Source organism: Rhizobium sp. YJ-22 (genome assembly GCF_029601685.1).
Taxonomy (GTDB): Bacteria; Pseudomonadota; Alphaproteobacteria; order Rhizobiales; family Rhizobiaceae; genus Metarhizobium.
Genome location: NZ_JARRIR010000008.1, coordinates 285,144 through 307,088, shown reverse-complemented (window position 1 = coordinate 307,088; position 21,945 = coordinate 285,144). Strand labels below are relative to the sequence as shown.

General features: G+C 61.4%; 22 protein-coding genes and 3 tRNA genes. 11 read left to right on the top strand and 14 right to left on the bottom strand.

All coding sequences use genetic code 11. The features are described from left to right. Window positions 1–88 precede the first annotated feature (88 nt). The gene (locus tag P7F60_RS19980; RefSeq protein WP_277919440.1) at window positions 89–724 is read left to right on the top strand and encodes an exopolysaccharide biosynthesis protein; all 636 of its coding nucleotides are present in this window, start codon (window positions 89–91) and stop codon (window positions 722–724) included. Here the strand turns inward: P7F60_RS19980 and P7F60_RS19975 are convergent, their stop codons facing one another. From P7F60_RS19975 to P7F60_RS19940, 8 genes are all read right to left on the bottom strand, one after another. After that, complete coding sequence (locus P7F60_RS19975; protein WP_277919439.1) at window positions 725–1,282, bottom strand: GNAT family N-acetyltransferase; 558 nt, start codon at window positions 1,280–1,282, stop codon at window positions 725–727. Then, a complete protein-coding gene (gene sseA, locus P7F60_RS19970; RefSeq protein ID WP_277919438.1) occupies window positions 1,279–2,145 on the bottom strand; it encodes a 3-mercaptopyruvate sulfurtransferase in 867 nt (288 codons plus the stop codon). The genes P7F60_RS19975 and sseA overlap by 4 nt, the downstream gene beginning before the upstream one ends. A gap of 36 nt (window positions 2,146–2,181) precedes the next feature. Next, window positions 2,182–2,919: an alanyl-tRNA editing protein gene (locus tag P7F60_RS19965; RefSeq protein WP_277919437.1), complete on the bottom strand. Its 738-nt coding sequence runs from the start codon at window positions 2,917–2,919 to the stop codon at window positions 2,182–2,184. Window positions 2,920–2,925: 6 nt separating this feature from the next. After that, a complete protein-coding gene (locus tag P7F60_RS19960; protein ID WP_277919436.1) occupies window positions 2,926–3,963 on the bottom strand; it encodes a cysteine synthase A in 1,038 nt (345 codons plus the stop codon). Between the two features lie 135 nt (window positions 3,964–4,098). Next, the gene (locus tag P7F60_RS19955; protein ID WP_277919435.1) at window positions 4,099–5,358 is read right to left on the bottom strand and encodes a cyclopropane-fatty-acyl-phospholipid synthase family protein; all 1,260 of its coding nucleotides are present in this window, start codon (window positions 5,356–5,358) and stop codon (window positions 4,099–4,101) included. A 135-nt stretch (window positions 5,359–5,493) separates the two neighbouring features. Beyond that, window positions 5,494–6,936, bottom strand: a complete 1,443-nt coding sequence (locus tag P7F60_RS19950) for a deoxyribodipyrimidine photo-lyase (RefSeq protein WP_277919434.1) — start codon at window positions 6,934–6,936, stop codon at window positions 5,494–5,496. A gap of 90 nt (window positions 6,937–7,026) precedes the next feature. Then, window positions 7,027–7,212 (bottom strand): hypothetical protein, encoded by a 186-nt coding sequence (locus tag P7F60_RS19945; RefSeq protein ID WP_277919433.1) that lies wholly within the window; start codon window positions 7,210–7,212, stop codon window positions 7,027–7,029. Window positions 7,213–7,437: 225 nt separating this feature from the next. Further along, window positions 7,438–7,614 carry a hypothetical protein gene (locus P7F60_RS19940; protein WP_277919432.1) on the bottom strand — a complete coding sequence of 59 codons (177 nt, stop codon included), beginning with the start codon at window positions 7,612–7,614 and terminating at the stop codon, window positions 7,438–7,440. Between the two features lie 185 nt (window positions 7,615–7,799). On the opposite strand from P7F60_RS19940, the gene msrA reads away from it, so the two are divergent. After that, window positions 7,800–8,327, top strand: a complete 528-nt coding sequence (gene msrA / locus P7F60_RS19935) for a peptide-methionine (S)-S-oxide reductase MsrA (RefSeq protein WP_277919431.1) — start codon at window positions 7,800–7,802, stop codon at window positions 8,325–8,327. Window positions 8,328–8,442: 115 nt separating this feature from the next. Here msrA and P7F60_RS19930 read toward each other — a convergent pair. Both P7F60_RS19930 and P7F60_RS19925 read right to left on the bottom strand, forming a co-directional pair. Beyond that, window positions 8,443–8,516, bottom strand: a tRNA-Cys gene (locus P7F60_RS19930). 134 nt (window positions 8,517–8,650) lie between these two features. Continuing rightward, on the bottom strand, window positions 8,651–8,851 hold the full coding sequence (locus P7F60_RS19925) for a hypothetical protein (protein ID WP_277919501.1): 201 nt from the start codon (window positions 8,849–8,851) through the stop codon (window positions 8,651–8,653). 248 nt (window positions 8,852–9,099) lie between these two features. On the opposite strand from P7F60_RS19925, the gene P7F60_RS19920 reads away from it, so the two are divergent. The 5 genes from P7F60_RS19920 to P7F60_RS19900 all read left to right on the top strand — a co-directional run bounded on the left by P7F60_RS19920 (window position 9,100) and on the right by P7F60_RS19900 (window position 14,308). Beyond that, a tRNA-Asn gene (locus P7F60_RS19920) sits at window positions 9,100–9,174 on the top strand. 154 nt (window positions 9,175–9,328) lie between these two features. Further along, window positions 9,329–9,403: transfer RNA gene (locus P7F60_RS19915), tRNA-Asn, on the top strand. Window positions 9,404–9,566: 163 nt separating this feature from the next. Beyond that, window positions 9,567–10,235 (top strand): protein-L-isoaspartate O-methyltransferase, encoded by a 669-nt coding sequence (locus P7F60_RS19910; RefSeq protein ID WP_277919430.1) that lies wholly within the window; start codon window positions 9,567–9,569, stop codon window positions 10,233–10,235. A gap of 200 nt (window positions 10,236–10,435) precedes the next feature. Continuing rightward, a complete protein-coding gene (locus tag P7F60_RS19905) occupies window positions 10,436–11,326 on the top strand; it encodes a DUF2497 domain-containing protein (protein ID WP_277919429.1) in 891 nt (296 codons plus the stop codon). A gap of 138 nt (window positions 11,327–11,464) precedes the next feature. Continuing rightward, entirely contained in the window at window positions 11,465–14,308 is a 2,844-nt protein-coding gene (locus P7F60_RS19900; RefSeq protein WP_277919428.1) for a valine--tRNA ligase, read from the top strand. Here P7F60_RS19900 and P7F60_RS19895 read toward each other — a convergent pair. After that, window positions 14,305–14,616 carry a hypothetical protein gene (locus tag P7F60_RS19895; protein WP_277919427.1) on the bottom strand — a complete coding sequence of 104 codons (312 nt, stop codon included), beginning with the start codon at window positions 14,614–14,616 and terminating at the stop codon, window positions 14,305–14,307. The genes P7F60_RS19900 and P7F60_RS19895 overlap by 4 nt on opposite strands. 96 nt (window positions 14,617–14,712) lie before the next feature. On the opposite strand from P7F60_RS19895, the gene P7F60_RS19890 reads away from it, so the two are divergent. Continuing rightward, a complete protein-coding gene (locus P7F60_RS19890) occupies window positions 14,713–15,861 on the top strand; it encodes an outer membrane protein transport protein (protein ID WP_277919426.1) in 1,149 nt (382 codons plus the stop codon). A 125-nt stretch (window positions 15,862–15,986) separates the two neighbouring features. Here P7F60_RS19890 and P7F60_RS19885 read toward each other — a convergent pair whose 3' ends face one another. After that, the gene (locus P7F60_RS19885; RefSeq protein WP_277919425.1) at window positions 15,987–16,184 is read right to left on the bottom strand and encodes a hypothetical protein; all 198 of its coding nucleotides are present in this window, start codon (window positions 16,182–16,184) and stop codon (window positions 15,987–15,989) included. Between the two features lie 249 nt (window positions 16,185–16,433). Here P7F60_RS19885 and exoR point away from each other — a divergent pair, with 249 nt between their 5' ends. After that, a complete protein-coding gene (gene exoR, locus P7F60_RS19880; protein WP_277919424.1) occupies window positions 16,434–17,231 on the top strand; it encodes an exopolysaccharide production regulator ExoR in 798 nt (265 codons plus the stop codon). 35 nt (window positions 17,232–17,266) lie between these two features. On the opposite strand, the gene xth is transcribed toward exoR, so the two are convergent. Beyond that, window positions 17,267–18,058: an exodeoxyribonuclease III gene (gene xth / locus P7F60_RS19875; protein ID WP_277919423.1), complete on the bottom strand. Its 792-nt coding sequence runs from the start codon at window positions 18,056–18,058 to the stop codon at window positions 17,267–17,269. Between the two features lie 113 nt (window positions 18,059–18,171). After that, window positions 18,172–18,507 carry an iron-sulfur cluster insertion protein ErpA gene (erpA, locus tag P7F60_RS19870; protein ID WP_277919422.1) on the bottom strand — a complete coding sequence of 112 codons (336 nt, stop codon included), beginning with the start codon at window positions 18,505–18,507 and terminating at the stop codon, window positions 18,172–18,174. A gap of 206 nt (window positions 18,508–18,713) precedes the next feature. On the opposite strand from erpA, the gene P7F60_RS19865 reads away from it, so the two are divergent. Both P7F60_RS19865 and argS read left to right on the top strand, forming a co-directional pair. Beyond that, on the top strand, window positions 18,714–19,931 hold the full coding sequence (locus P7F60_RS19865; RefSeq protein WP_277919421.1) for a deoxyguanosinetriphosphate triphosphohydrolase: 1,218 nt from the start codon (window positions 18,714–18,716) through the stop codon (window positions 19,929–19,931). Between the two features lie 67 nt (window positions 19,932–19,998). After that, on the top strand, window positions 19,999–21,759 hold the full coding sequence (argS, locus tag P7F60_RS19860; protein WP_277919420.1) for an arginine--tRNA ligase: 1,761 nt from the start codon (window positions 19,999–20,001) through the stop codon (window positions 21,757–21,759). The last annotated feature ends 186 nt before the right edge of the window (window positions 21,760–21,945 follow it).

Sequence of the window (21,945 nt, the reverse complement as noted above, 5' to 3'; positions counted from 1 at the left end):
CGGGGCGGCCCGCCGTTGCGTTACCGTAACCCGTTTCCCTTGGGTGCGTGCCTGGCCTAATCTGCGTCGGCAAACAGGAACGGATCGCGTGAGCATCGAATTTTCGGATACCAGGGAAAAGATGGGCGACACTCTTCGGCGGACGATCGCGTCCATCGAGGGAGAGACGGTGACGCTGCGGCAATTGATGGGGGCCATGGGTGAGCAGGGGCTGCTGCTGCTCTGCATCCTGCTTTGCGTGCCTTTCCTGATTCCCGTCTCAATTCCCGGCGTCAGCACCGTCTTCGGGGCGGCGATCATTCTGATCAGCCTGGCTATCATGCTGAACCGCATGCCCTGGCTGCCGTCGAAAATCAGCGAGCGGCATATCGAGACCGAAAAATTGATTCCCGCCTTGCGAAAAGGTGTCGATCTCATCGCCCGGCTCGATCGTTTCGTGCGTCCGCGCCTCTCCGCCGTTACCGGCACGGCCCTGGTCAACCGCCTGAACGGAGCGGCGATACTCTATGGCGGCATCCTGCTGATGTTTCCGATCGGTCTCATTCCCTTTTCCAACACGCTGCCGGGTGTCGCCATCCTGCTGGTGGCGACTGGCATGTTGCAACGCGACGGTGTTATGGTGATTGCAGGCTATGCCTTCCTCGCGGCAACGACAGCCTATTTCACCGCGCTCGCCTATGCGGCCTATAGCGCCGGACAAGGGCTTTCGGGCTTTTTCGTCTGATCAGAAGCGGGCGGCGAGATCGCGCCATTCCGCCTCGGCGATCGGCGTCAGCGTGGCGCTGCTTGTCGAGACCGGTGAGAAGCCGAACATCTGGTAGAGTTGCAGCGCACGGGGATGATCGAAATTGTTGGTGGTGGTGACCACCTTCTTCGGACTGTCCTGCCAGGCGGCATAGAGAGCCTGCAGCAGGAACCACTTGCCGATGCCGAGGCCGAGCGCATGTTCGATCAGGCCGAAATGGGTGAGTTCGACGATATCGTCCTCGATCTTCAAAAGCTCGAAGAACCCGGCCGGAGCGCCATTGACGTAAAGGACGGTCACCGTGTTCTGCGGTGCATGGACGGTCGCGGCGAGCGCATCGTCTTCCATGCGCAGACGGTCGACCCAATGCCAGCGGGCGCCGACCTGGCGATAGAGATAACGGTAGAACGGCAGCGGAATCTCCGGCGCACGCATGATGGCGGTCTGAATGTTCACCGGAACCGGAAGGCTGGCCTTCGGTGGCGCCGCCATCTCCAGCTTCGTGATGTGAACCGGAAGTTCCGCCGACATTCTCATTCCTTATCCATGACCTTGCCCGTCGTCACGGCGGTATCTGGGCGGGCGCCCCATTCCGTCCATGAGCCGTCATACAACTTGTTGTCGCCATGCCCCAGCGATTCGAGGGCCAGCGTGATGATTGCCGCCGTAATGCCGGAGCCGCAAGTGGTGACTACCGGTTTCGAAAGATCGATACCGGCGCCGGTGACGATGCGCTCCAATTCTGGCAGCGATTTGAAGCGGCCCTTTTCGGCGAAGACGCCGGAGGGCAGGTTGACGGCGCCCGGCATATGGCCGGAGCGCATGCCGGCGCGCGGTTCGGGCTCCGTGCCGTTGAAACGACCGGGGCCGCGCGCATCGGCAATCTGCATCGCGTGAGTGTCGACGATCCGGCGCATGGTCTCGAAATCGACGACGCGGCTGGCGTCGAAACTCGCGTGGAAGGTTTCGGGGGCGAAATCGGGTAGCGCCGTGGTCAGTGGTCGGCCCTCGGCCTTCCAGCCGTCCAGCCCGCCATCGAGCACGAAGACATTCTTCGCGCCCATGATGCGGAACAGCCACCAGACGCGCGGCGATGCGAACAGGCCTATGCCGTCATAGACGACGATGATGTGGCGATCGGAGATGCCGAGCCGACCGACTTCCTCGGCAAAGATCTCCGGCGTCGGCACCATATGCGGCAGTGGCGTCGAATGATCGGCGATCCTGTCCTGATCGAAGCGGATCGCGCCGGGAATGTGCCCGGCGGCATATTCGGCCTCGGCATCGCGCTTGTGCGCCGGCAGGTAGAAGGAGGCGTCGAGGATGCGGATGGCGGGATCGGCAAGCCGCTGCTGCAACCAGTCTGCGGATACGACGAAACGGCTTGCGGTATCGCTCATCAAAAGGACTCCTGCTTTATCGTATGTGCTTTTGGCTCAGGCCACGGCGTCCGGCGTTCCGAAACGAATGCGGAAGCGCCTGTTTTCCTTGCCCTTCTTCTCGATCTTCGAGATGTAGATCGGGCCGACTTCCTGCGTCTCGGAAACATGCGTGCCGCCGCAGGGCTGGCTGTCGATGGCGGCGTTCTCACCGATGCAGACGAGGCTGACACGGCCGAGCCCGACCGGCGGGCGGACATTCTTCGATTTGACGATGCCGGGATTGGCCGCCAGTTCCTCGTCGGTGATCCATTGCACGTAGACGGGATGGTTCTGGGTCACCAGTTCCATCATCTTCGCGGTCACCACGTCCTTGTCGGCCAGTTCGCCCATGTCGATATCGACGCGGCTTTCCTCCTCGCCGACGGCCGCGCCCGTGATCGGATAGGGGCAGACGACGGAAAGGATATGGCAGGCAGTGTGCATGCGCATCAGCTTGTAGCGGCGTTGCCAGTCGATATGCAGCACCAGCTTTTCGCCGACAGAAGGCAAGGGCTGTCCTTCAAGCGGCACATGGATGATGACGTCCTTGGTGGCGCCGGTTTTCGCCGGGCCGAGCAGGATGCGCGAGCCGTCCTCGCGCTCCAGAAAGCCGCTATCCCCCGGCTGGCCGCCGGAGGTGGCGTAAAAGCAGGTCTGGTCTAACTCGATGCCGCCGTCCTCGTGAACCGCTGTTACCGTGGCTTCGCAGGTGGAAAGATAGAAATCGTCACGGAACAGCGCATTCACAGGCATCGGAGTTCAAGCAGCCTCGTAAGGGATGGAAATATCGGGGTTTTTCTCCATCCAGGCCGGCACCGGCAGGCCCTTGGAGGAGAGGAATTCCGGGTTGAACATCTTCGACTGGTAGCGGTTGCCGTAGTCGCAGAGAATGGTGACGATGGTGTGGCCGGGGCCGAGATCGCGCGCCAGGCGAATGGCGCCGGCGATGTTGATGCCGCTGGAGCCGCCGAGGCAGAGGCCCTCGTTTTCCACCAGGTCGAAGACGACGTCGAGCGCTTCCGCATCCGGGATCTGGTAGGCGTAATCGGGCGTGAAGCCTTCGAGATTGGCCGTGATGCGGCCTTGGCCGATGCCTTCGGTGATCGAAGAACCCTCGCTCTTCAACTCCCCATGCTTGTAATATTCATAAAGCGCCGCCCCCAGAGGATCGGCAATGGCGATCTTGACCTTGTCGCTGAAGCCGCGCAGGCCTGCCGCCACACCCGCCAGCGTGCCGCCCGAGCCGACGGACGCGACGAAGCCATCGACCTTGCCATCGGTATCGCGCCAGATTTCCGGCGCGGTAGTATCGATATGAGCCTGACGGTTGGCGACGTTGTCGAACTGGTTGGCCCAGATGGCGCCGTTCGGCTCGGTCTTTGCCAGTTGCTCGGCGAGGCGCCCGGAGACCTTCACGTAGTTGTTCGGGTTCTTGTAGGGCACGGCCGGCACTTCGACCAGTTCGGCGCCGAGCAGGCGCAGCGCGTCCTTCTTTTCCTGGCTCTGGGTTTCCGGGATGACGATCACCGTGCGATAGCCGAGCGCCTTGGCGACCAGCGTCAGGCCGATGCCGGTATTGCCGGCGGTGCCCTCGACGATCACGCCGCCCGGGCGCAACAAGCCCTTCTTCTCGGCATCGCGGATGATGAACAGCGCCGCGCGATCCTTGACCGACTGGCCGGGATTGAGAAATTCCGCCTTGCCCAGAATGGTGCAGCCTGTCGCTTGCGATGCGCCGTTCAAGCGAATCAGCGGCGTATTGCCGATTGCTTCCAGGACAGACGGGTGAAACGCCATGACTCATGCCTTCTCGTTGAGGAATAGGATAGGTGCCCTGTTTTCGGTTCACAAGGCCGATAGATCAAGAAATTCTGTTCCTTCACGGGAAGGCGGCCCGCAAAATTCATCTTTCGTCATGGTGTGAGGCGGCGTTCAGCCCTTGGCGAAAACCACCTGCCGCACATCGATGTTGCGGGCGCGGAAACCGGCTTCGCAGTAGAAGAAGTAGAACTCCCACAACCGGCGGAAACGCTCGTCGAAACCGAGCGGCCGCACCCGGTCCCAGACCGACCAGAAGCGCTCGCGCCATTCGCCCAGCGTGCGGGCATAATCCAGCCCGAAGCCGAAATCCTTGACCATGGCGAGATTGGCGGCGCGACCGAGCGAGACGAGATGCTCGCGTGTCGGCAGCATGCCGCCGGGGAAGACGTATTTCTGGATGAAATCCGGGTTGTCGTGATACTCCTGATAGGATTCCGGCTTGATGGTGATGATCTGCAGGCCGGCCCGGCCGCCAGGCTTCAAACATTGGTCAAGCTTGGCGAAATAGGTCGGCCAGTATTTTTCGCCGACCGCCTCGAACATCTCGATGGAAACGATACCGTCATAAGTGTCTGTCTCGTCGCGGTAGTCCTGGAATTTGAGATTGACGCGTTCGTTGAGCCCCGCCTTGTGCATGCGCTCCCGCGCATAGGCGAGTTGTTCGCGGCTGATCGTCAGGCCTGTGACCTTGCAGCCGACCTCGCGGGCGGCGAATTCGGCGAAACCGCCCCAGCCGCAGCCGATTTCCAGCACATGATCGCCGGCGCGCAGGCCCGCGCTTTCCGCAAGGCTGCGATACTTGGCGGTCTGCGCTGCCGTGAGGTCGCCGGCGCCGGTGGAATAGATCGCCGACGAATAGGTCATCGTCGGGTCCAGCCACTGCTTGTAGAATTCGTTGCCGAGATCGTAATGGGCGGCGATGTTGCGGCGCGAGCCGGCGCGGGTGTTCTCGTTGCGCCAGTGGCGGAAACGCTCGATGAGCCGCAACAGGCCCTTGGCGCCGTTGGGAATGCTCGATCCCATCTTCTCGTTGACGAGGAAGAGTTCCATGAAGGCGCCTGCGTCCGGGCTTTCCCAGTCGCCGTCCATATAGCTTTCGGCGACGCCGATCGTGCCGCCGGTCAGCGCCCGCTGCGGCAGGTTCCAGTTGTTGAGCTTTATGGCTGCGGCCGGGCCGCCCGCCTTGCCCTTGACCAGCAGCCGGCGGCCATCGGGAAGCTGCAGCGCGAGAGAACCGTTTTCCAGATGCGCCAACTTGCGCATCACCATCTGCGCCTTCAGCGGCAGGCCCTTGAGAAGGCGGGAAATGTTTTCGGGAGACAGGCTTTCGGCATTGCTGGCGAGCGAGTCCCAGACAGGCGAATTCGTCATGAAATAATCTCCAGCAGTCATTGCCTTCATATGCGCTAATAATTGCACGGTCTTCATGGCCGTCAAGGGTTTAGGCTATATCTGACACAATTTTGCCGTATTTTCCGAGCGCCCTTTTGTTGTTTCCGGCGCGGATCACGCTGTCCGTTTGACTGCCTCATAGGCTCCCAGCGCCCGTTGACGCGCCTGCGCATGATCGACGATCGGGCGAGGGTAGGTGACGCCCAATTCGATGCCGGCCTTGCGCAGCACCTCGGCCGGCGCTTCGAAAGGACGGTGGATGAACTTGTCCGGCAGGCCGGCGATTTCCGCCACGAAGCTACGCACGTAGTCCCCCGATGCATCGAATTTCTCGCCTTGGAGTATCGGGTTGAACACCCGGAAGAAAGGCGAGGCATCGGCGCCGGTGCCCGCCACCCATTGCCAGTTGGCGGGGTTGGAGGCGGGGTCGGCATCCACCAGCGTGTCGCGGAACCAGCGTTCGCCCTGTCGCCAGTCGATCAGCAGATCCTTGACGAGGAAGGAGCCGACGATCATCCGCACCCGGTTGTGCATGATGCCGTCGCGCCAGAGCTGGCGCATGCCGGCATCGACGATGGGATAGCCGGTCATCCCGCGGGTCCATGCCCGGAAGCGCCGGGAGTCCTCCTGCCAGGTCAGCGCGTCGAAACGCGCATTCCAGTTTTTTTCGGCAAGATCGGGAAAATGGAACAGCAGGTGATGGCAGAATTCGCGCCAGACCAGTTCCTTGCGGAAATGGATCAGGTCTTCGCGCGGGATATCGCCCAGGCCGCGCGTGGCGTCCCAGATACGGAAGGGAGAGATTTCGCCGAGAGCCAGATGCGGGGAGAGACGTGAAGTCGCCGGACGCGCCGGAAAATCGCGATCCGTCTTGTAGCGGTCCAATGGGCCATCGAGGAACTGTCCCAGTTTATCGATGGCGGCGGCCTCGCCGGGCGTCCAGCTTTGCGGAAAATGCGCGGCCCAGTCCGGTTTCGCAGGCACGCAGTTCCAGGCGTCGAGATCGTCCGTCTCAGGCGGCGCACGGAAAGCAGGGATCGACGAAGGCGCCTCCACCGGCGGGCGCGGTTCGTGCTGGCGCTGGAAGGCGTTCCAGAAGGGTGTGTAAACCCGGAAGGCGCCGCCGCTGCCGGTCGCCAGCCTCTGCGGATCGTGCAGCAATTGCCCGGCAAAGGCGGTGAAGCGCAGGCCGCGTTGTTTTTGCGCTTCCGCGAAGACGCGTTCCCGGTCGAGCCGCTGCGGCTCATGGATGCGGTTGGCGAAGATCGTATCGGCGCCGGTGGCGTCGATCAGTTCCTGCAGGATTTTTTCCGATGGGCCGCGTCGCAGGAGGAGATCATTGCCGGTGGCGCGCAGGGATTTTCGCAGGCTTTTCAAAGAATGATGCAGCCACCAGCGTTGGGCGGCGCCAAGCGGTGCGATTGTCGCATCGGACTCGTCGAGGATATAGACAGGGATCACCGGCCGGCCGGTTTCGACGGCCGCCGTCAGGGCCAGATTGTCGTCGAGACGCAGATCCTTGCGGAACCACAGGAGGATGGGAGGAGCAGAGGCCAAGGGAAAATCTCGACTGGCAGGGAAATCGGAAATTTTCTCGCCAGTTAGGGCGCCTCAAGGGATTGCCAAGCCCCTGGGCGGACAAAGCCTTTACCGGAACAGCGGCGCGCGTCGGGCGTTTGCCAGCAGTTCGGCACGCGTGGCGAAGCCGCCGAACAGTGACACCAGCCGCTCCTCCTCCTGCGCCGTCAGCCGATAGCGCTTCGCGAAATCGCGCACACTCAGAACTTCCATCAATGTATTGGTGACGACGTCATCGAATTCCACATGCTGCATGATAGGCCCCATAAATCAGTTGGACGTCAAATGCGGAAATGAAAGAAGTGTTCCACGGAAAATTTAAATTCACCTGAAGAATTTTAGGCCTTTTGCACTATCGGTTTGTTTTCCTTTGAAATGGGCAAGAATTTTATTAATCGATTTAATTTGTTTCCCAGGGGAAGAAGCAACAATGGCCGGAATGCTATCCGGCCACATCCCGGTTACATTGGTAAAAACGTTTCAATCCGCCATGGCGGCGACCGGCTCGCGGCCTTTGGCGCGCATGAGAATCTCGAGGTCCACGCTCGAAGGCCCGAATTTTTCGTAGATGGCTGCCGCCTCGTCTTCCTTCATGCCATATCGAGCCGCGAACTGGGCAAGCGTGCACGCTGCCCCGCGAATCTTTTTCGGGGTCATGTCTTTCTCCGTTCCGTCGCTGGAATAACTTGTGAAATAGGGCAGGCGCGGAGTCGGGAAAGGGCTGGCCGGCAGGAAATTCCTCTTTCCGAACAGGCATGCGAGATGTGATCCCGGCGTGCATTGATTTCGAGCCTGTCCGCGCCCATCTTTGCGGCAGACAAACCAGCCAGATGGAGGATGTCATGAGCATTGCGACGGAACGCGCGGTTCTCGCCGGAGGGTGCTTCTGGGGAATGCAGGATTTGATTCGCCGTCTCCCGGGTGTCGTCTCCACCCGCGTCGGTTATAGCGGCGGCGATGTGGCGAACGCCACTTATCGTAACCACGGCAATCATGCCGAGGCGATCGAGATCAACTATGATCCTGCCAAGACCAGCTACCGCGATCTCCTGGAATTCTTCTTCCAGATTCACGATCCGACGACAAAGGATCGCCAGGGCAACGATCGCGGGCCGAGCTACCGCTCCGCCATCTATTATGTGAACGACGAGCAGAAGCGCATCGCCGAAGAAACGATCGCCGATGTGGATGCGTCCGGCCTGTGGCCAGGCAAAGTGGTGACCGAAGTCGAAGCCGTCTCCGATTTCTGGGAGGCCGAGCCGGAGCATCAGGATTACCTCCTGCGCTACCCGAACGGCTACACGTGCCACTTCCCGCGCCCGAACTGGAAGCTGCCGAAACGCAATGACAAGCTGAGCGCCGCCGAATAAATCTCGAAAAGCTCTTGAAACGCCCGGTTCCCTGAATCCCGGGCGTTTGCACTCCCGCGAAAGCCTTGCAGCGTCGCGCCGCGCGCGAAAAATCGCGATTGTAAATCGGAAGGGATGGAGGCCTCGCCCGGAATTGAACCGGGGTACAAGGATTTGCAGTCCTCTGCGTCACCACTCCGCCACGAGGCCATCCGATGCTTAAAAGCGTGTGGTGACGGGCGTTTAGAACGAATCCAGTGAGAGCGCAAGCGGATTATTCCAGCTCGGGCGATTTTTCTCGGCGGATCCGGATTTCCACAGGAGATGCCGTCACCTTGCCGGGGTCATGAATTTCCGCCGTTGCGGCGGCGGGCCCACCAGACGGAGAAGCGGCGACGCAGGCGGCGGGCGATGGCGATATCCTGGGAGAGCACGAGAACACCGAGCGGCACCATCCAAAAACCGAGAATCGGCAGGAAACCAAGAATGCCGCCGCAGACCAGGCCGCCGCCGATGGCAATGCGAGCCGGGCGCGATTGCGGCATGGCGATACGCCATCTGCCCAGCCTCAGCTTGCCCGTCGCGGCATCGAAACCGAATCCGCTCTGCTGTTTCGCTTCTGGCAACGTGTCCTGTCCTTGTCATCCGGGGACGTGCTTACGAAAGCGGAAATGGGAATTGACGAGGGGAAATCAAGATAAGACATGGAGAAACGCATTTTTTTTGAAATACCCCCTTGGCAAACCGGGAAAGCATTTGTAGAAGCCGCCTCACATCTGCGGCGAGCGGATGATCCCTGGTAGCTCAGCGGTAGAGCATTCGACTGTTAATCGACAGGTCGCCGGTTCGAATCCGGCCCGGGGAGCCAGTTTCAAAGGAAGGCTGCAACGAAAGTTGCGGCCTTCCTTGCTTTCTGGCACACTGCTTTCGAAAAGCAGTGGCGTGTGAATTTCCAAAAAAGCCTCTTGGCAAATCGGAAAAGCATTTGTAGAAGCCGCCTCACATCTGCGGTGAGCGGATGATCCCTGGTAGCTCAGCGGTAGAGCATTCGACTGTTAATCGACAGGTCGCCGGTTCGAATCCGGCCCGGGGAGCCAGTTTCCGGAGGGCTGCGGCACAAAGCCGCGGCCCTTTTCATTTTTGCCGCGGCAAATTCCGCTCAAATGGCCCGATGTCGCGCAAGCCCGCTTGAAAGCCTTGCAGTCCGCAATTAAGACACGATCAGAATAACCCGGTCTCAATGGCTCGGACGAGGAAAAGATGGATTTCGAGACAGCACGCACCAAAATGGTGGACAACCAGATCCGCACGACGGATGTCACCTCCCACTCTATTTTGACGGCCTTCCTGTCGGTTCCGCGCGAGGCTTTCGTTCCCGATCGCCTGAAGCCGCTCGCCTATATCGACACCGACATGGAAGTGCTTCCGGCCGCTTCCGGCCAGCCGCCGCGTTACGTGATGCAGGCTTCGCCGCTTGCCAAGCTGCTGCAACTTGCCGGCGTGACCAGGGACGATAGCGTTCTCGTTGTCGGCAGTGCCGAAGGCTATGCGGCTGCCGTTCTTTCGCTCGTCGCCGGTTCGGTCGTGGCGTTGGAAAGCGACGAGGCGCTGGCCGCCCATTCGGCGCAGACGCTGGCTTCGCTCGGCTATGCCAACGTCTCCGTCGTGCGGGGCGATCTGGAGCAAGGCAACCGCGCCGGTGCGCCCTACGACCTGATCTTCGTCAACGGCGCGGTCGAGGAAATCCCGTCCGCGCTGCTCGACCAGCTTGCCGAGCGTGGCCGCTTGGTCGCCGTCGAAGGCTATGGCAATGCTTCGCGCGCCGTCGTGGTCACCCGCGAGCGCGGCGCCTTTTCCGAGGCTTATTATTTCAACACCGCCGTCAAGCCGTTGCCGGGCTTCCGCAAGGCGAAGGAATTCGTCTTCTGAAGAGCCAGGGGGCTCCGGTTTGTATTTTACGCGGCGCCGCCTGTGTTTCGGCTGCAATAGTGGCGGCCAATAAGCTGTGCATCGCGCTTCAATATTGATTCAAAGTGATTTTTTCGCCCGTTGGAGTATCCTAGACTGATCCCATGATTCGGAAACGTGGATTGCGGTTCCGTGACTCCCATCAGACTGCGGGGATGAAAATGGCTCAGCCGAATGTAGTGCGTGAACCGTCTATGGAGGAGATTCTGGCGTCCATCCGCCGGATTATCGAGAGCAACGATCCCGGTGCGGGACAGTCGATCTCCGCTTCGCTGCCGCCTGTTTATGCCGAAGAAGACGACGAGGGCGATGCTGGCGAAATTCACCTGACGGTCGACAACGACAACGCTTTTGCCGACGAATCGCCCGCCGAAAGCGCCTATAATGCGCCCGAGCTGCCACGCGCCGAGCCGGCGCAGCGTCCGGTCGCCGACAATGTCCGTTCCATCGAGGAGCGCCGGTCGATTTCGCTGGCGGATGTCGCAGCCCGCGTGCGCGCTGCTTCCGATCGTCAGAGCGCCCAGCGGCGTGCGGAAGCCGAGCCGGTCCGCGCCGAGCCGCCGATGAGTCCGCCGCAGGCTGCCGCCCCGCGTCCGCTGGAGTTGCGCCCCGCTCATGATGATTTCGTGCCGATGTCCGGGCCATCCGTTTCGCCGATCTCGGCGACGACTCATGTCGAGGAAGAGCCTCTAGCTGCCCTCAGCCGGGTCATCCAGCCGATGTCGCAACCGGCCCGCGCCGTTGAGCCTGCGCCGGCGCCGCTGCGCGATATTTTCCAGAGCGAGCCGGAATTGCCGGCCTCACAGTTGGAACAGCCGGTTCTGGACGAGGCGAACGCACTCATTTCCTCCGATGCCGGCGAGCGTGTCGCGCGCTCCTTCGACGATCTTGCCGCGGCATTCGATGCCAGTTCGCGACGCTCGCTCGACGAAATCGCCGAGGAGCTGTTGCGCCCGATGCTCAAGGACTGGCTGGACGACAACCTGCCGACGCTGGTGGAGCGGCTGGTGCGCGAGGAAATCGAGCGTGTGGCGCGCGGCCCGCGCCGCTGACCGGTCGATCACCACAGGATAGGCCGAGAGCCAAGCCGACAAAGCCGCGCCGGATCGCCGGGGCGGCTTTGTCATTGACACTGCCGATACCATCCTATTTACAAAGTCCATTATCAGAAATCGAAGTTTGGCCAGAAAATGCTCGACAAAACCTACGATTCCGCCGCCGTCGAACCGAAGATCGCCCAGGCTTGGGAAGAGGCTGATGCCTTTCGCGCCGGCGCCAACGCCAAGCCGGGCGCGGAAACGTTCACCATCGTCATCCCGCCGCCGAATGTCACCGGCTCGCTGCATATGGGCCATGCCCTGAACAACACGCTGCAGGACATCATGGTCCGCTTCGAGCGGATGCGTGGCAAGGATGTGCTGTGGCAGCCGGGCATGGACCATGCCGGCATCGCGACGCAGATGGTCGTCGAGCGGCAGCTGGCGCAGAAGGGCCTGCCGGGGCGCCGCGAGATGGGCCGCGAGGCCTTTGTCGAGAAGATCTGGGAGTGGAAGGACGAATCGGGCGGCTTGATCTTCAACCAGTTGAAGCGCCTCGGTGCTTCCTGCGACTGGTCGCGTGAGCGCTTCACCATGGACGAGGGGCTGTCGGACGCGGTTCTCGAAGTTTTCGTCACGCTTTACAAGGAAGGCCTGATCTACAAGGACAAGCGCCTGGTCAACTGGGATCCGAAGCTGCTGACGGCGATTTCCGACATGGAAGTCGAGCAGGTCGAGATTGCCGGCAATCTCTGGCATCTGCGCTATCCGCTCGAAAAAGGCGTGACCTATCAGTATCCGATCGCTTTCGACGACGAGGGCAAGCCGACCGAATTCGAAACCCGCGACTATATCGTCGTTGCGACGACCCGTCCGGAAACCATGCTCGGCGATACCGGGATTGCGGTCAATCCGGAAGACGCGCGTTACAAGGCGATCGTCGGCAAGCATGTCATCCTGCCGATCGTCGGCCGCAGGGTGCCAATCGTCGCTGACGATTATGCCGATCCGGCCGCCGGAACCGGCGCCGTCAAGATCACCCCGGCCCATGATTTCAACGACTTCGAGGTCGGCAAACGGACGGGGCTGCGCGTCATCAACATCATGAATATCGACGCGACCATTTCCATCAAGGAGAACGAGGATTTCCTCGAAGGCCTCGATCATCCCGCCGCCCTGCATGGAGCCTGGGACGAACTGGAAGGCAAGGACCGTTTCGAAGCCCGGAAGATCATCGTCCGCATCTTTGAAGAGGCCGGTCTGCTCGACAAGGTCGAAGCCCACAAGCATATGGTGCCGCATGGCGACCGTGGCGGCGTGCCGATCGAGCCGCGCCTGACCGACCAGTGGTGGGTCGACAACAAGACGTTGGCCCAGCCGGCGATCGCATCGGTTCGCGAAGGCCGGACCAATTTCGTGCCGAAGAACTGGGAAAACACCTATTTCCAGTGGATGGAGAACATCCAGCCCTGGTGCATCTCGCGCCAGCTCTGGTGGGGACACCAGATCCCCGCCTGGTACGGCCCTGACGGCCAGGTCTTCGTCGAAAAGAGCGAGGAGGAGGCCCTCCAGGCTGCCATCCAGCATTATCTCGCCCATGAAGGCCCGTGGAAGGCATGGGTTGAGGAGAAGCTCGAAAACTTCGAACCGGGCGCGATCCTCGTCCGTGACGAGGACGTCCTCGACACATGGTTCTCGTCCGCGCTGTGGCCGTTCTCGACGCTCGGCTGGCCGGAAAAGACGCCGGAGCTTGCCCGTTATTATCCGACCAATGTGCTGGTGACCGGTTTCGACATCATCCCGTTCTGGGTCGTGCGAATGATGCAGATGGGCCTGCATTTCATGAAGGACGAGGACGGCAATCCGATCGAGCCGTTCCACACGGTGTATATCCATGCGCTGGTTCGCGATAAGAACGGCCAGAAGATGTCGAAGTCGAAGGGCAACGTCATCGATCCCCTGGAACTGATCAAGGAATACGGCGCCGACGCGCTGCGTTTCACGCTGGCGATCATGGCGGCGCAGGGGCGCGACGTGAAGCTCGATCCGGCTCGCATCGCCGGCTACCGCAACTTCGGCACCAAGCTCTGGAACGCCACCCGCTTTGCCGAAATGAACGGTGTCCGGCGCGATCCGCATTTTGTGCCGGAAGCGGCGTCGCTGACCGTCAACCGCTGGATCCTGACCGAGCTTGCGCGCACGCAGGGCGAAGTCACCGAGGCGATCGAGAACTACCGCTTCAACGATGCGGCCGGCAGCCTTTATCGCTTCGTCTGGAACCAGGTCTGCGACTGGTATCTGGAACTTCTCAAGCCGATCTTCGCCGGCGAGGACGAAGTCGCGCGCAAGGAAGCGCAGGCCTGCGTCGCCTATGTCCTCGACGAGATCTACAAGCTGCTGCACCCGTTCATGCCGTTCATGACGGAAGAGCTGTGGGCACATACGGCCGGCGAAGGCCAGGCGCGCGACGGCCTGCTTTGCCATGCCGACTGGTCGAGCCCGTCCTATGCGGACGATGCGGCGGCGGATGAAATCAACTGGCTGATCGATCTGGTTTCCGGCATTCGTTCCGTACGGGCCGAGATGAACGTGCCGCCATCGGCCGTTGCGCCGCTGGTGGTCATCGGCGCCAACGGCATGACCGAAGCGCGGCTGGCCCGCCATGATGCCGCGATCAAGCGGCTGGCGCGTGTGGACGCCGTCTCGCTGGGCGACAGCGCGCCGAAGGGTGCCGCACAGATCGTCGTCGGCGAGGCGACCGTCTGCCTGCCGCTCGGCACGCTGATCGATCTGGTTGCCGAAAAGACGCGGCTGGAAAAGGCGATCGCCAAGTCCGACCAGGAAATCGCCCGTATCGTCGGCAAGCTGTCGAACGAAAAATTCGTCGCCAATGCCAACCCGGACGTCGTTGCCGCCGAGCGCGAGCGCCTGGCCGAGCTGGAGGGCCAGCGCGCCAGCCTCACCACCGCTCTGCAACGCGTTACCGAAGCCGGTTAAAACATCTCCAGCCCAAGCGGGATCGTTTGGGCGAAAGATGCTTTCAGCGGATCGGCATCGATTTTGACAGGGGCCGCCGGCCGACAGGCCGGCGGCCTTTTCGTTCGCGCGAATTCCTGTGGATAGCGTGGATCGGCCACACCCTCGCCAAACGCGCAAAGTTTTTGCGCCTTTTCGGCAATTTCGGCTTGTGTATTGAAATGAGATTGCGAGCAAGGCGGTCTTGAGGCAATCGCGTTGCGTAAGGTGCGACGGAAACGATAAGGCAAACCGAATATTTTTCCCAGCCGCCATTTGCCTCTCGTCAAGTCAGGCGCTTAGGTAGCCTGACGATTCACGTCTGTCTAACCGGCCGTCGTGATCGATTGGCGCTGGCGGGCGCCTGAAACGGGGAACGGTTTAAAATGCATATGACATTCAAGGGTTGGGCCGCCATCGTCTTGACGATAGCCGCGGCGGGAGCGGCGCATGCCGGCGGTTTTTCGCGTGGCACGGCGAATACCGATATTCTTTATGAGGATGGCCGGGTGGTGCTGCAGGGTGGATCGACCTATGTGGCGCCGTCGCGTGCCTATGAGACTGTGTCCGGCCGTCCGGTTTCGGATGGCAGCATGACCGGCAGTTACTGGGTGCCGGGTCTCGCGGTGAAGATCGGCATCAATGATGCCTCCTCCTGCGCGCTAACTTATACCGAGCCTTACGGCGCATCGCTGGAAACCGGGGCGCAGACCCAGCGGGCGCAGCTTCTTGCCGGCCGCGATGGCTCGATCGCCTCGCATCTGAGGTCGGACGAATACGGCGCCACCTGTGCCGTCAAGCTGCCGGCCGGGCCGGGCAATCTCGTGCTTGTCGGCGGCGTCTTCCTGCAAAGCATCGATTACAAGGACCAGTCGCTGCTCGGCACGCTACACCTCGGCGATGACGAGGCCTATGGCTATCGCCTTGGCGCGGCCTATGAGATTCCCGACTACGCGTTGCGGGCGCAGCTTCTCTACCGCTCGGCCGTCGATCACGAAGGCGACGGCACGTTCACGGCCTCGCCACTGGCGGCGGCGCGATATGGCGTGCCGGCCGGCTATACCGTCTTCGCCCATGGCGGTGGAACGTTGCCGCAATCGCTGGAGATCAGCTTGCGCAGCGGCGTCGCCGAGGACTGGCTCGCTTTCGGCTCGGTCAAGTGGACTGACTGGAGCGTGCTGCCGTCGTTGGACTATGTCGTTACCGGTTTCGGGCCGCAGCACCGGGATTTCAATTTTCGGGACGGGTGGACCATCCAGGGCGGTCTGGCCCATAGCTTCACCGAAAAGCTTGCCGGCCTCGTCAGCCTCACCTGGGACAGGGGCGTCAGCACAGGTGCGGATGTGTTGACCGACACATGGACGCTGGGGGCGGGCGCACAACTCAAGACCGATATCGGAAACTTTCAGATCGGCGCCGGTTTGTCCTATATGACGGCGGGCATGCAGAGTATCGCGCGTAGCGCTACACTCGATGCAACCGTAGGCGGAGATTGGGGCCTCGGAGTCACTACGTCCTATGCAATAAAGTTTTAATCCTGACAATGAATATTGCTGCGGATAGCCTCTCCGCAGCAACGCTCCGTTAAGCCATGCCAAACGGCGGCGGCGGATGGGCATCACGGTTCTGTGATGATTCCGCAACAGTATTTTTCAAGAGATCATGTATCAGAGGCAGGGGGTAATTCTGTCCATTTCCCGCCACAAACTGAGCGCAGCGATGGGGACAGTTTCAAGCGGGCAGATGCATTTTTGGGCAAAATGATAAAAAGGCAGTCGAATTCTTTCCATCCAAGGCGGACGCGGCGGAGCATGCCCGTTAACCATTTCGGGCGGAATGCGGCTTTCTTTTCCGCCATGACCTTATCCACTCACGTTGATGTGTTTGAGGGTGGGGCAGATTTCCGGAGCGGGAAATCGCGTGCCGCGGGTGCGGGCCTCAGTGTCGTCCAAATGCGCTTCTATGCTTGTCTTTACAGTTCGGAACGAGGCGTCATTCCGGCAAAAGCGCCGATGGCGACCGATCGTTCCCCCCACTTATATACCGGCTCGAACCCCGTCCGCTTCAACGGACTGTCTGGCGAGCGGAGCGAAAGAACAGTGCCGTCATGCTGATGTTTGAGTATCGATCCGTAAGAGCCGTCATGATGGGGCTGGCGATTGCCCTGGCGGGAACCAGCCAGGGCCATGCCTTCGACATCAAGACCGAGGTCAACAAGGATTCCGGTCCGTTCGACCTCTTCAAGTTCGGCTTCAAGGCCTACAAGAACGGCCAGAAGCAGGAGGCCATCGAGGCCTATCGTTATGCCGCCGAGAAGGGACATACCGGCTCGCGCTGGGCGCTGGCCAACATGTATGCCGACGGCGACGGCGTGGCGCGCAACGATTTCGAAGCCTTCAAGATCTACAGCGAGATCGCCAACCAGGGTGTCGAGCCGGGCTCGGAAGACACCGGCTTCTTCATCAACGCGCTGATGGCGCTGGCGCATTATTACCAGTTCGGCATTCCCGGCAGCCCGGTGCAGGTCGACCTGTCACAGGCGCGCCAGCTCTATTTTCAGGCGGCCTCCACCTTTGGCGTCGCTGAAGCCCAGTTCCAACTCGCCAAGATGATTCTCGAAGGCGATGGCGGCAAGCCGAATGTGCAGCAGGCCAAGAAATGGCTGAACGCGGCGCGCAAGAATGGCCATGCCGGCGCCATGGCCGTATTTGGCAACATCCTGTTCCAGGAGGGGCAGTCGGTGCGTGGCCTTGCCTTCATGACCGCCGCGCTCGATAAGTGTCATCCGGAAGATTGCGCCTGGATGCAGTCTTTACAGGAAGAAGCCTTCTCGATGGCGACCGAAAAGGATCGCCGCGGTGCCATCCAGCGCGCCCATAATCTCGCCTCCGCCGAGGTCGAGTGAGGTCAGCCGCCCGTCGCGAGCGGCTTATCGAATAATCAAGCCGTGAAATCGAAGTGGCCGACGACCGGAACATGGTCGGATGGCTTTTCCCAGGCGCGTACATGCTTTTCGATCGAGGTCGAGAGCAGACGGTTGGCCGCCTCCGGCGACAGCATCAGGTGATCGATGCGGATGCCGTTGTTTTTCTGCCAGGCGCCAGCCTGGTAGTCCCAGAAGGTGTAGAGCTTGGTGGCGTCCGTCGTGGCGCGCACGGCGTCGAGCAGGCCGATGTTTTCCAGCCGCCGGAAGGCAGCCCGAGTCTGCGGCAGGAACAGGGCGTCGCCGGCCCAGACGGCGGGGTCGTGGCAATCATGCGGCTCAGGGATGACGTTGTAGTCGCCGGCGAGAATCAGCGGCTCCTCCAGCGCCAGCCGCTCGACGGCATAGGCCTGCAGCCGTTCCATCCAGGCGAGCTTGTAGGGGTATTTCACCGGATCGTCGGGCGGATTGCCGTTCGGCAGGTAGAGCGAGACGACACGGACGACGCCGGTCGGCACGGAAAACACGCCCTCGATGAAACGCGACTGCTCGTCGGCGTCATCGCCCGGCAGGCCGCGATTGACCTCGTCCGGGCGGATCTTCGAGAGCAGCGCCACGCCGTTGAAACCCTTCTGGCCATGGGTCTCGACATGATAGCCGAGCGCCTCGATCGACTCGCGCGGAAAACCCTCGTCGACGGTCTTGATTTCCTGCAGGCAGGCGATGTCGGGATTGGAGGTTTGCAGCCAGGCGCAGAGATTGTCGATGCGGGCGCGTACGCCGTTGATGTTCCAGGTGGCAATCTTCATGGCGACCAATCCTCAAGCTTTTTCCTTTCATAGCCGAAGCAGGTCGCTTTGCCATAAGAAAACGGCCGCAGCGGTGTGCTACGGCCCGATTGGCTGGGGATGACGGGATGGCGTCAGACGGAAAAACTGGTGCCGCAGCCGCAGCTTGCCACCGCGTTCGGGTTCTTGATCTGGAAGGACTGGCCCAGCAGGTTGTCGACGAAATCGATCTCGGAGCCGGCCATGTAGATCAGCGACATGCTGTCGATGAACACGGTGGCAGCGTTCTTCTCGATGACGAGATCGTCATCGGCGGCGGGCGTGTCGATCAGGTCGAACTTGTAGGAAAAACCCGAACAGCCGCCGCCCTCGACGGAGACGCGCATGGCGTTCTTGCCGGCCTCGGTGGTCAGGATGGCGGCGATTCGCTTCGCCGCGGAGTCGGAAAGGGTAACGGTTTCGGTGCTCATTTTGCCTCCTGCCGGGGTCAAGGTCCGGAGAGATGATCTGTCTTGGTTCGCGCAAGCCGCCGACCTATATATTCTCTTCGTCAACCGTGCCGTGTCCGGCGCCGCTGACGACAGCGAAATGGGTCCGCGCCTGCCGCTCTCGATGGTATAGGTATGAACAGGGCGCGCGGACGTCAATGGGCGGCAAGGCCCGGACAGGAAGAACGATGACGATCGATGAACATGCACTGGGGTTCGGGGCAGGTGCGCGGGCGGTCTATGCGGCCGATCCATGGACCAGCCGGGGACGGCTCTATCCGGAAACGGGCAGCCTGACGCGATCCGATTTCCAGCGCGACCGCGACCGCATCGTTCATACGACTGCCTTCCGCCGCCTGAAACACAAGACGCAGGTGTTCATCGGCCCCGACGGCGACCATTATCGCACCCGGCTGACCCACACCATCGAGGTGGCGCAGATCGCCCGCGCCTTGGCGCGTGCCCTGAAGGTGGATGAGGATCTGGCCGAAGGTGTGGCGCTGGTCCATGATTTCGGCCACACGCCCTTCGGCCATACCGGCGAGGACGCGCTGCATGACATGCTCAAGGACTACGGTGGCTTCGACCACAACGCCCAGTCGCTGCGCATCGTCACCAAGTTGGAGCGGCGTTATGCAGAATTCGACGGGCTGAACCTCACCTGGGAAAGCCTCGAAGGCCTAGTCAAGCACAACGGTCCGCTGCTGACGGCGGATGGAGAGGGCACGCGCGGGCCGGTGCCGCAGCCGATCCTCGATTATTGCGAGATCCACGATCTGGAACTGGCGAGCTTCGCCAGCCTGGAGGCTCAGGTGGCGGCGATTGCCGACGACATCGCCTACAACACCCATGACATCGACGACGGGTTGCGCTCCGGCTACCTGACCTTCGAGATGTTGGAGGAAATTCCCTTCCTCGCCGGGCTGATGGCCGAGGTGCGGGCGCGTTATCCGTATCTGGAGGACAGCCGCTTCACCCATGAGATCATGCGCCGGCAGATCACACGCATGGTCGAGGATGTCATCGCTGTTTCGCAGGAGCGGCTCAAGGAGATCGATCCGCAATCGGCACAGGATATCCGCAGTGCCGACCGGGCAATCGCCACCTTCTCGGAAAAGATGGCCGAGACCGACCGGCAGATCAAGGCGATGCTGTTCAAGCGCATCTATCGCCATCCCGATATCATGCGCATCCGCGCCAATGCCGCCCGGATCGTCACGGATCTGTTCCATGCCTATATGGAAGACCCGCAATTGATGCAGGGGCATTACTGGGTGGATTGCATTCCGCAACTCGGCCCGGCGGCGCGCGCGCGCCATGTCGGTGACTATCTGGCGGGCATGACCGACACTTATGCGATCAACACCCATACCCGCCTGTTTGACCATACACCCGATTTGCGATAGGCAGCCCCGGGAATTGCAGGCAGCCCAGCCTGCCGTCACGATGCGTCAATTGCAAGTGGACAAGATCATGAACCTGTTTACCGATTTCGAGAAGAGAATTAAGGCCGCTTTGGAAGCGATTGACATCGTGAAGGAAAAGCGATCTGAACTCGATTTCGGACGCATCACGGTGGAAGCGCCTCGCGACCCGAGCCATGGCGACGTCGCAACCAATGCGGCCATGGTTCTGGCCAAGCCGCTCGGCACCAACCCGCGGGCGCTGGCCGATATCATCGCCGCGGAGTTGAAGCGCGACCCGGATGTGGCGGACGTTTCCGTCGCCGGCCCCGGTTTCATCAACATCCGCCTCGGCGTCGGCTATTGGCAGGACGTGCTGGCCGCGATCATCGCCGGCGGCGTCGATTTCGGCCGCTCGCCGATGGGCAAGGGCCGCAAGGTGAACGTCGAATACGTCTCAGCCAACCCGACCGGCCCGATGCATGTCGGCCATTGCCGCGGCGCCGTCGTCGGCGATGCGCTGGCCAACCTCATGGCCTTCGCCGGCTATACCGTGACCAAGGAATATTACATCAACGACGCCGGCTCGCAGGTCGACGTGCTGGCCCGCTCGGTGTTCCTGCGCTATCGCGAGGCGCTGGGCGAGCAGGTGGGCGAGATCCCGGCCGGTCTTTATCCAGGGGACTACCTCGTGCCCGTGGGGCAGGCGTTGGTGCAGGAATTCGGCTCGTCGCTGCGCGCCATGCCGGAAGACAAGTGGCTGCCGCTGGTCAAGGACCGCGCCATCGACGCGATGATGGCGATGATCCGCTCCGATCTCGAAGCGCTGAACGTCCATCACGACGTGTTCTTCTCCGAGCGCACCCTGCATGCCGGCAATGGCGGCCCGATCCTGTCGGCGATCAACGACCTGACCTTCAAGGGCCACGTCTACAAGGGCGCTCTGCCGCCGCCGAAGGGCCAGCCGCCGGAAGACTGGGAAGACCGCGAGCAGACGCTGTTCCGCTCGACCGAAGTCGGTGATGACATCGACCGGCCGCTGATCAAGTCGGACGGCAGCTATACCTATTTCGCCGGCGACGTCGCCTACTTCAAGGACAAGTACGACCGTGGCTTCGATGAGATGATCTATGTGCTCGGCGCCGACCATGGCGGCTACGTCAAGCGGCTGGAAGCCGTGGCGCGCGCCGTTTCGGGCGGCAAGGCGAAGCTGACGGTTCTGCTGTGCCAACTGGTAAAACTGTTCCGTGACGGCGAGCCGGTGAAGATGTCGAAGCGCTCCGGCGACTTCGTGACGCTGCGCGAGGTGGTCGAGGAAGTCGGCCGCGATGCGGTGCGCTTCATGATGCTCTACCGGAAAAGCTCCGAGCCGCTCGATTTCGACTTCGCCAAGGTGACCGAGCACTCCAAGGATAATCCGGTATTCTACGTGCAGTATGCGCATGCGCGCTGCATGTCGGTGTTCCGCCAAGCCCGCGAGGCGTTTCCGGATCTCGATACCGCGTCGCTCGATCTCGCCTCCGCGGTGCGTGGCCGAATCGGCGATCCGAACGAGCTGCAGCTCATCGCCAAGCTCGCCGAATATCCGCGCGTGGTCGAGGCCGCCTCGGTCGCGCAGGAGCCGCATCGCATCGCGTTTTACCTGTATGATCTGGCCAGCGCCTTCCACGGACACTGGAATAAGGGTAAGGATATGCCAGAGTTACGGTTTATTAACGATAACGACAGAGAATTGAGCATTGCCAGACTTGGGTTGGTGAATGCGGTCGCGTCGGTTTTGAAGTCCGGTCTTGGTATTACCGGGACGGATGCACCGGACGAGATGCGCTAAACGTCACCATTTCCCCACAATGCGCTGGCAACAGGTTCGTGTCAGTGTGAGTGGAGCGTAATGGCAGAGAAACAATTTGCGCGTAGTGGGGCGAAGGGTCCGGATGTATTTGCGGACGACGACCCGTTGGCTGAACTCGCCCGCATCGTTGGTTTTGAACCGAAGCCGGTTGCCGCGAACACTCAG

Bases quoted from the DNA above. Each gene is read 5' to 3' on its own strand.
- P7F60_RS19905 (WP_277919429.1), top strand. From the start codon at position 10,436: ATGGCTCAGCCGAATGTAGTGCGTGAACCGTCTATGGAGGAGATTCTG.
- xth (WP_277919423.1), bottom strand. From the start codon at position 18,058: ATGAAGATTGCCACCTGGAACATCAACGGCGTACGCGCCCGCATCGAC.
- P7F60_RS19925 (WP_277919501.1), bottom strand. From the start codon at position 8,851: ATGCCGCAATCGCGCCCGGCTCGCATTGCCATCGGCGGCGGCCTGGTC.
- erpA (WP_277919422.1), bottom strand. From the start codon at position 18,507: ATGAGCACCGAAACCGTTACCCTTTCCGACTCCGCGGCGAAGCGAATC.
- P7F60_RS19955 (WP_277919435.1), bottom strand. From the start codon at position 5,358: ATGACGAATTCGCCTGTCTGGGACTCGCTCGCCAGCAATGCCGAAAGC.
- P7F60_RS19960 (WP_277919436.1), bottom strand. From the start codon at position 3,963: ATGGCGTTTCACCCGTCTGTCCTGGAAGCAATCGGCAATACGCCGCTG.
- P7F60_RS19900 (WP_277919428.1), top strand. From the start codon at position 11,465: ATGCTCGACAAAACCTACGATTCCGCCGCCGTCGAACCGAAGATCGCC.
- msrA (WP_277919431.1), top strand. From the start codon at position 7,800: ATGAGCATTGCGACGGAACGCGCGGTTCTCGCCGGAGGGTGCTTCTGG.
- exoR (WP_277919424.1), top strand. From the start codon at position 16,434: ATGCTGATGTTTGAGTATCGATCCGTAAGAGCCGTCATGATGGGGCTG.
- P7F60_RS19890 (WP_277919426.1), top strand. From the start codon at position 14,713: ATGCATATGACATTCAAGGGTTGGGCCGCCATCGTCTTGACGATAGCC.
- argS (WP_277919420.1), top strand. From the start codon at position 19,999: ATGAACCTGTTTACCGATTTCGAGAAGAGAATTAAGGCCGCTTTGGAA.
- P7F60_RS19885 (WP_277919425.1), bottom strand. From the start codon at position 16,184: ATGGCGGAAAAGAAAGCCGCATTCCGCCCGAAATGGTTAACGGGCATG.
- P7F60_RS19965 (WP_277919437.1), bottom strand. From the start codon at position 2,919: ATGCCTGTGAATGCGCTGTTCCGTGACGATTTCTATCTTTCCACCTGC.
- P7F60_RS19910 (WP_277919430.1), top strand. From the start codon at position 9,567: ATGGATTTCGAGACAGCACGCACCAAAATGGTGGACAACCAGATCCGC.
- P7F60_RS19975 (WP_277919439.1), bottom strand. From the start codon at position 1,282: ATGAGAATGTCGGCGGAACTTCCGGTTCACATCACGAAGCTGGAGATG.
- P7F60_RS19945 (WP_277919433.1), bottom strand. From the start codon at position 7,212: ATGCAGCATGTGGAATTCGATGACGTCGTCACCAATACATTGATGGAA.
- P7F60_RS19940 (WP_277919432.1), bottom strand. From the start codon at position 7,614: ATGACCCCGAAAAAGATTCGCGGGGCAGCGTGCACGCTTGCCCAGTTC.
- P7F60_RS19865 (WP_277919421.1), top strand. From the start codon at position 18,714: ATGACGATCGATGAACATGCACTGGGGTTCGGGGCAGGTGCGCGGGCG.
- sseA (WP_277919438.1), bottom strand. From the start codon at position 2,145: ATGAGCGATACCGCAAGCCGTTTCGTCGTATCCGCAGACTGGTTGCAG.